Annotated in this window: 9 protein-coding genes; 6 read left to right on the top strand and 3 right to left on the bottom strand. The window is 47.1% G+C overall.

The features are described 5' to 3' along the window. The first annotated feature begins 187 nt into the window (after positions 1–187). Positions 188–544, top strand: coding sequence for a phytanoyl-CoA dioxygenase family protein (locus ACO9K6_RS09425; RefSeq protein ID WP_424767292.1), 357 nt, complete (start codon positions 188–190; stop codon positions 542–544). Positions 545–591: 47 nt separating this feature from the next. On the opposite strand, the gene ACO9K6_RS09430 is transcribed toward ACO9K6_RS09425, so the two are convergent. Continuing rightward, on the bottom strand, positions 592–870 hold the full coding sequence (locus tag ACO9K6_RS09430) for a hypothetical protein (RefSeq protein WP_424767293.1): 279 nt from the start codon (positions 868–870) through the stop codon (positions 592–594). Positions 871–921: 51 nt separating this feature from the next. Beyond that, on the bottom strand, positions 922–1,218 hold the full coding sequence (locus ACO9K6_RS09435; RefSeq protein ID WP_424767294.1) for a DUF3055 domain-containing protein: 297 nt from the start codon (positions 1,216–1,218) through the stop codon (positions 922–924). A gap of 148 nt (positions 1,219–1,366) precedes the next feature. On the opposite strand from ACO9K6_RS09435, the gene ACO9K6_RS09440 reads away from it, so the two are divergent. The 5 genes from ACO9K6_RS09440 to ACO9K6_RS09460 all read left to right on the top strand — a co-directional run bounded on the left by ACO9K6_RS09440 (position 1,367) and on the right by ACO9K6_RS09460 (position 6,911). Next, a complete protein-coding gene (locus ACO9K6_RS09440) occupies positions 1,367–2,458 on the top strand; it encodes an HRDC domain-containing protein (RefSeq protein ID WP_424767295.1) in 1,092 nt (363 codons plus the stop codon). A gap of 287 nt (positions 2,459–2,745) precedes the next feature. Continuing rightward, complete coding sequence (locus ACO9K6_RS09445; RefSeq protein WP_424767296.1) at positions 2,746–3,207, top strand: chemotaxis protein CheX; 462 nt, start codon at positions 2,746–2,748, stop codon at positions 3,205–3,207. A 77-nt stretch (positions 3,208–3,284) separates the two neighbouring features. Further along, positions 3,285–4,058 carry an SDR family NAD(P)-dependent oxidoreductase gene (locus tag ACO9K6_RS09450; RefSeq protein WP_424767297.1) on the top strand — a complete coding sequence of 258 codons (774 nt, stop codon included), beginning with the start codon at positions 3,285–3,287 and terminating at the stop codon, positions 4,056–4,058. A gap of 27 nt (positions 4,059–4,085) precedes the next feature. Continuing rightward, entirely contained in the window at positions 4,086–5,549 is a 1,464-nt protein-coding gene (locus tag ACO9K6_RS09455; RefSeq protein WP_424767298.1) for a DEAD/DEAH box helicase, read from the top strand. Between the two features lie 105 nt (positions 5,550–5,654). Beyond that, positions 5,655–6,911, top strand: a complete 1,257-nt coding sequence (locus ACO9K6_RS09460; protein ID WP_463357671.1) for an S-layer homology domain-containing protein — start codon at positions 5,655–5,657, stop codon at positions 6,909–6,911. Between the two features lie 64 nt (positions 6,912–6,975). Here ACO9K6_RS09460 and ACO9K6_RS09465 read toward each other — a convergent pair. After that, positions 6,976–7,469 (bottom strand): IS3 family transposase (locus ACO9K6_RS09465; protein ID WP_424767300.1); only part of this gene is annotated, 494 nt, incomplete at its 5' end.

Raw genomic sequence — 7,469 nt, forward strand, 5'->3', positions numbered from 1 at the left:
TCCGTTCGTGGCGGACAAGCATCGAGAAAGATTCATGAATACTTTGAGCGAATAAACTAGACAAGTGCGGCTCGGAAATATTAATATATTGCTCTACTTCGGCAAGGCTAAGCTGTCCCTCTATATTGTCGCGAATATATAGCTTCGCGCGATTAATCATTCTTATTATATGATAAGGAGATTGGGCATGATTAACAATGCAGACGTGAATTTTTACAAAGAGAATGGTTATTTGCTCGTTCGCGGTGTATTTAATTCTGACGAGGTGCATGCCATGAGAGCAGCAGTGGAGCGAATCATACAGCGGGCCGCCCAGGCGCAAGCGGATCAAAACCATGCCTGGCTGGGTGATTTTTTGCCGCCCGAGCAGTTGAAAAAGCTTGTTCTTAATGGGTTTCAAGACGTGCATTTTTATGACGCGGCATATACTCGCGCAGTTACTCATCCCAATCTGATAGCAGTCCTGAATGGCATCATAGGCCCCGATGTGTGGACGCGAATGCGGCAAAGTGAAATAAGGATACGAATGAATGAACAAAAATAGCCCTTGGCACATCACGCGTCAGACGTGCTGCCAAGGGCTTCACTGTTTTAAGGCTCGTCTTGTACCTCAGGAATGCTGTCCTCGTAGTCGTCATCTCCAGGATAGTCCCGTGAGCCTTCGGCATGCAGTTGATGATTTTCATAGTCGAAGCGATTGGATGGCCGCTGATCGATTCTCCACGGCTTGCTTTTTCCCAGTGATTCCGTCCGCAGATCGGAGCCGTAAGGCCCCTCCGGAAACTCTTCCGGGATGAGGTCATTGCGCTGCGATTCCACAGTTGAAACATCTGTATAAGGCTTTCGATCCTCTCCAATAAATCGATCCATCAGCAAGCTCCTCCTGAAATGGTAGTATAGTACCCTTTCATTTTGCCCTTATCAATCGGTAAAATGCACGGTTCCGACAACAAAATACAAAAACTGGACTAATTCAGCTGCTTCTTCCTCCGTAAGCTTATACGTATACTCGAGGTAGCCTTCCTCCTCCAGGTCATCCGGGCCGATGATCGCCGTTTTTCCGGATTGCAGGTCGGTGACCAGCTTCTTGCCATAGAAGCGATTTGTAGTTGTGACAGCGAGGTCAAACCGTTTCAAGCTGGGTGCGATGAAAGTGACGAATCGAGTTGACGTTTGTTCGGTTGTATCGGACATAAAATCAAAATCAGGCAGCAGCATGTTGTATAGCCTCCACTTCTTTAATTACAATCATTATACAATAACAAAATGCTTGTAATAAAGAAATCATTATGATAACATGCAGTTAATCGAATCATTGAACGTATGAGGAAGCACCTCTTCTGCCCTGGCAGAGGAGGTGCTTTTTTTGTTTTCAGGCATGCTGGCCCTTAAGCCAAATGCCGCCTTGCCGTTCAATTTCATTCGCGAATACTACAATTATTGGAGGATTGAGGCTAATATGCAAATCGTTTTTCTGAACACGTTCGAGAAGCAAGGAGAGGGACAATCTTATACAAGCGCCCAGCTATCCATTTGCGAGCGTCAAGGCATCTGGGCTGTATTATGGATGGAAGGCGAGGAAGCAGAAGGGAATCCGCAAACCTGGTTTGAGGGCACATCATGGGAAGAGATGATAACAGCATTCCGACTCGGTATTTCCAGGATGATGGGTGAAGGATATACACCGATCATCGATGGGATGTTGGATGATCGCCAGACATCTGCGGGAAGCTTCTTAACTATGCTGCAATGCTACGGTGAGCTGCATGCAAATCAAGAGCTGTTCCAGCTGCTCCGAGAGTGGCGGCGTACCAAAGCGATCGCTGAGAAGAGGTCCGCTTATCTGATCGCAACGAACCGGATGCTGTGGATGATCAGCGCCTTCGTCCCGCAGACGGCGGACGAACTAACGCAAATTCCAGGCTGGGGCAACACCAAGCATGCCTCGTATGGAGCGGAAGTGTTGGAAATGACTGAACAAGTCAGCCGATCGACTTCATTTCCTCTTCAATGGGTGACGGAGCAGCTGGATTCGACAGCTTATACACAGTGGCTGTTCAAGCAGAAGGAGGCAAAATACAAGCTTCAGATGGACCGACAGTTGGCTAAGAAGAAGATTTTGGAAGCGGTGCAGGTGGGAGGAACGTTAGAGCAACTGCAGACTGAATTGGAAATGTCGAGGCGTGAGCTGTTGGATCGGATCGAACAGCTGGAGCAAGAGGGCTATGATTTTGAGTCGCTAATTACAAGAGAGCTGTTCGAAGTACCGCAGGAGGAGCAGCAGCAAGTGCTTGATGCGTTATCTTTAGTAGGAGATAAATACTTGAAGCCAGTGCTTCAGCAAGTATATGGTTCCACGGAGGCCTCTCAGCTAAGCAAGCCTGTGGATGTGCTTTACGAGCGCCTTCGGCTAATCCGGCTTCGTTATCGCAGAAGCCTTACAAATACTGCGGTATAATGAAAGCTCGAAAGGAATATCCTTGACTGCCAGGGTAAGCAATCGAACAATCACTTTGCTGGAAGCGCGTATTTGCGTTTCCAGCATTCAACACTTGTTACTTTCCAAGCATGCCATCCTCTACTTGCAAGCAAAATGCAATGATTTCTAGTTTTTGTTAAATGAGAGACATAGTTCTTTAGAATCATATATTTTCTTTATAGTATACTTGTCCTACTAAATTAAGTATAATGAAGAACAAATAAGACAAAGCGCGATTTGTGACGAAAAAGGAGCGTAACCTCTTTATGAAGGCAGAATATATTAACCCGTTTCTTGAATCCGCGAAAATCGTAATTGAACAGCTCATTCAAATACGTCCTGCGACTGGAGAACTAGGTCTCAAAGATATCAAATTTGTAGAGAATTACATTTGGATTCAAATTGGTCTCAATGGACAAATGAACGGTGATATTGTATTCGGACTAAGTGAACAGGTAGCTCTGAAAATGGTTTCAGCAATGATGGGCGGTTATCCTATTTCTGAAATTGATGAAATTGTTCGAAGCGGTATTTCTGAGCTTGGCAATATGATTAGCGGGAATGCCAGTACTATGCTGTTCAATCAGGGCGTCAGAGTGGATATTACGCCGCCGAAAGTGGTTCAGTCTGCTCAATCTGCAGGCTTCACTGCACAGAAGGCGTTAACGATCCCGCTCATTATGGACGGCATCGGAGAGCTCGACATTCAAGTATTAATCGCATCCTAGCACAGAAATGGCTCCTTCGGGAGCTTTTTTTGCGTCTGTCAGAGCAATCAAGTAAACTTGTAGATGGGTGATGATGGATGTTAAAGGGCAAAGTTATTTTTATCTCTGGAGCATCAAGCGGTATCGGGGCCTTAACGGCTGTAGCTTTAGCTCAAAAGGGTGCGATCCCTGTGCTGACAGGGAGAAATAGCGACAGGCTGAAGGAAATCGCATCTGCGATTAAGGGGAACTGCTCGATCTATCAGATGGACGTTACGGATCATGAACAGGTTAAGCAAACGGTGGAAGCTGTTATTACCGAATATGGCAAAATAGATATATTGCTGAACAATGCCGGCTACGGGAAGTTTGAGCATTTTGCCGCTATGCCGGTGGAAGACTTTGAAGAGATGATGGACACGAACTACATGGGAATCGTACGCTGCACGAAGGCGGTTGTCCCGCACATGCTGAAGCAAGGCAGCGGACATATTGTCAATATTGCATCGATGGCGGGCAAGATAGGCTCTGCCAAATCCACCGCTTACACGGCCACGAAGCACGCTGTGCTCGGTTTCACCAATTCACTGCGCATGGAGCTTAGGGAGCATGGAATTCACGTTTCCGCAGTTAATCCCGGGCCTATTGATACGCCTTTCTTTGCACTTGCCGACCCGTCTGGCTCTTATGTTAAAAATGTGAGCTGGTTCATGATGAAGCCGGAATATGTTGTGAAATCCGTCATTCGTGTGATGGAAAGAAAGAAGGATGAGCTTGATTTGCCAAAGACAGCATCTATAGGCATAAAGCTCTATCAGCTATTACCGCGTACAGCCGATCGATTGCTTGGCGGGCTGTTTAATCGAAAATAAATAGCGGATACAAGAGAGGAATAAAGAATGAGTAAGTACACTTGGAATGAAATTGGTATTAATGAGCCGTTGGCAAATAAGCTGGTCTCAAATGGAATTGTCGAGCCGACGGATGTACAGGCAGAGACGATCCCAATTCTTCTCGGAGGCAGTGATGTCTCAGCAAGATCGCAGACTGGCACAGGCAAGACATTAGCTTATTTGCTGCCGCTGCTCCAGAAACTGAACGCTTATTCAAATGCGGTGCAGGCCGTAATTTTGGCTCCGACGCAAGAGCTCGCAATGCAAATCGTGCGAGTGGCAGAGAGCTATGGGGAGCCGCTTAACATTCGTGTACAGCAGCTAATCGGCGGTGCGGCGCTAAAGCGTCAGGTAGAGAAGCTGAAGCTTCGACCACAGCTGGTGATTGGGACGCCAGGAAGAATTCATGAGCTGTTGAAGCTGCGCAAGCTTAGATTGAATGATGTTACGAATGTTGTGATTGATGAGGCGGATCAAGTATTTCAACTGGGCTCTACGAAAGAGGTTGAGGTTATTCTGTATGCAATGGGGAGTGAGCGGCAAATCGCTTTCTTCTCTGCCACGTATCCTGATCAGATGGCTAGATTCGAAGGGCGGTGGATGAAAGCTCCTGTACGCATTCAAATTACGCCTGAGCACCGGGTATCGGAGACCATCGATAATTATTATATCGTCAGCGACAAGCGTGATAAGACGGATACGGCAAGACGGCTCATTCGTTTGCTTAATCCTTCCTCTGCTTTGCTGTTCCTAAATGACACGGATAATATCGCAAATTGGGAATCGAAGTTAAGCTATGAAGGCTTTACCGTCGAAGCGCTATATGGCGATGCCGACAAGCAGCGCCGTGCAGCTACGCTAGCCCGCTTCCGTGATGGACGCTGCCAGCTGCTTCTTGCAACGGATGTTGCCGCCAGAGGTCTTGATATCGAAGGACTGCCGCTTGTTATTCAGCTTGATCCGGCTGCAGATTCGGATCATTACGTGCATAGGGCCGGACGTACGGGAAGAATGGGGCGTCATGGGACGGTCGTATCCATCGTGACGCCGCAGGAGCTGTTCATCATGGAGAAATTCCGCAAACAGCTGGGAGTCGAGCTTACCGAACGAACGATGTTTAGAGGCAAGCTGCTGACAGCAGAACAGCTAAGGGAAGCGACTCGACCTTTTGCCTTACGGAGAGAAGAGAAGGCGGACGGGCGTACACGTGAGGAAGGAGCTGGCGTAAAACAATCGTCGGAAGAGAATAAGCGAGGTAACGCAATAAACGAAGCAAAGCAGCTGGAGAAGGCGTCTGCAGCCGGCGCCGCCAAAATTTCACAAGCAAACCAAGCTTCCCAGCCGACTAAGTCCAAGCCGAAGCCCGCGCAGACGAAAGCTGCCTCGAAGGCGCAGCAGAAGCGGGAAGGCAAAAACAAGGGCGCTCCAAAATGGCTGAAAGCCAAACGCGAAGCAGAGAAAGAAAAATAAAATAATTTTTTTTTGAAGGCCACCCTCTTAAATCGAATAGCCTCTCCCGAACGATATGGGCGAGAGTTAAAACATGCGGCATATCCCGCAATCGAAAAAAGGAGAGTGGCTTTCTTGACGAAACAAACGATGTGGAAAAAGACTGCAATATCCTCGCTTGCGCTTCTAATGCTTGCAGGCGGAGCAACCTCGGCGGCATTTGCAGACGGTGGCAAAGGTAAAGGACACGGAGACGATCGCGATAAAGGCAAATATCAGGATCGGAATGACAGAGATGATTGGGACGATGATGATGACGATGATAAATATAAAGTAACCTGGAAGTTTAAGGATGAGAACGACCTGAAGTGGGCCATGGAATACATTATGCGTTTGTCTTCCAAGGGCGTATTTACAGGCTATGAGGACGGAACCTTTCAGCCGAACAAGAAAATTAGCCGAATCGAGACACTGACAGCAGCAGTAAGATTGATGGGACTTCGTGCGCAAGCTGAATCTGCGGCAGAGATGAGTACGGATCTGCATTTTAGAGATGCTGACAAAATCGAGCGCAAATATCCTTGGGCTGTCGGTTACGTAGCGGTCGCGCTGGAAAATGACTTATTCTCCGAGACGGATACAGAAGTAAAGCCGGAGGAGAATGCAACAAGACTATGGTCTACGATTCTACTGATCAAAGCTTTGAAGCTTGAGGATGAAGCAAAGGCACTTAATAATACGAAGCTGGACTTTAAGGATGCGAAAGAAATTCCTGCAGGTGCTGTCGGTTATGTAGCCCTTGCGCTTCAAAAAGGTATCATTACGGGCTACGAGGACAAACGCGGTAAAACATTCCGTCCTAATCAGCCTGTAACGCGCGCAGAGCTTGCGGCGCTTCTGGATCGTACCGATGTGGAAATGCCGGATCACGACGCGCAGGCGATTACTGGTAAGCTGAAAGCATCAGCAGATGGTAAAATAACGGTTGTAAAAGCGGATAATACGGAGCTTTCGCTTACGCTTGATCCGAACGTATTCATTTTCCGCGATGATAAGAAGTCTCCTGTAAGCGCGCTTCGCGCTGGGGATGAGGTGCTTGTACGCACTTATCAGAATAAAGTTGTCTTTATCGATGTAACGAAATCGGCTTCTGTCGTAACGGCCTTCAATGAGCTGGGAGTCGTAAGCTCGCTAGCCTTCAATGCGCAGGCGAAGCTTTCCACGATCTCGATCTCTCGAGTTGAAAACGGTCAAACCGTCGTCTTTATTTATAATGTATCTACTAACGCAACGATTATCGGCGACTTTTCGCTGCTGAAGACTGGCCAGCTTGTACAGGTCAAGGGTGAAAACGCAGTAGCCAATACAATTGAAATCAAATAGCAAAGACTGCCGCGGGTTATGAACTGCACCCCGTCAAGTAGACAGTACAAAAAATAAAAAACAGTTATGCGGCCTTAGTCCTGAATTCCATTGGACTGAGGCTGTTTAGTTTACTTTGCAATCGTTCGTAATTGTAAAAGTGGATGTAGTTGTCAATATCCTTTTTGAGCTCCTCAAAGGTATCATAGGTGTGTAAATAATATTTCTCACATTTCAAAGTACCCCAAAAGGACTCCATTGGACCATTATCGATGCATCGTCCAACACGGGACATGCTTTGGGTCATTTGGTTCTCGTCCAACATCTTTTTAAAGGCTAAAGAAGTGTACTGGTAACCACGGTCGCTATGAAGCATAGGCTTGCTTCCTGGAGCTTCTTGCAAAGCTAATTTTAACGTCTGGAATACCAGCGGATTGTTATTGGATCGCCCAAGTACATGAGAGATAATCGTGTTGTCATGAAGGTCAAGAATGGCGCTTAAATACGCCTTCTGCCCATTACCGTACTTGAATTCCGTTACATCGGTTAACCATTTCTCATTAGGTGCATCTGCATAGA

Source organism: Paenibacillus praedii (assembly GCF_049725345.1).
GTDB lineage: Bacteria > Bacillota > Bacilli > Paenibacillales > Paenibacillaceae > Pristimantibacillus.

Excerpts from the sequence above, each read along its gene's own strand:
- ACO9K6_RS09435 (WP_424767294.1), bottom strand. The coding sequence starts at position 1,218 with ATGCTGCTGCCTGATTTTGATTTTATGTCCGATACAACCGAACAAACG.
- ACO9K6_RS09455 (WP_424767298.1), top strand. The coding sequence starts at position 4,086 with ATGAGTAAGTACACTTGGAATGAAATTGGTATTAATGAGCCGTTGGCA.
- ACO9K6_RS09430 (WP_424767293.1), bottom strand. The coding sequence starts at position 870 with ATGGATCGATTTATTGGAGAGGATCGAAAGCCTTATACAGATGTTTCA.
- ACO9K6_RS09445 (WP_424767296.1), top strand. The coding sequence starts at position 2,746 with ATGAAGGCAGAATATATTAACCCGTTTCTTGAATCCGCGAAAATCGTA.
- ACO9K6_RS09450 (WP_424767297.1), top strand. The coding sequence starts at position 3,285 with ATGTTAAAGGGCAAAGTTATTTTTATCTCTGGAGCATCAAGCGGTATC.
- ACO9K6_RS09425 (WP_424767292.1), top strand. The coding sequence starts at position 188 with ATGATTAACAATGCAGACGTGAATTTTTACAAAGAGAATGGTTATTTG.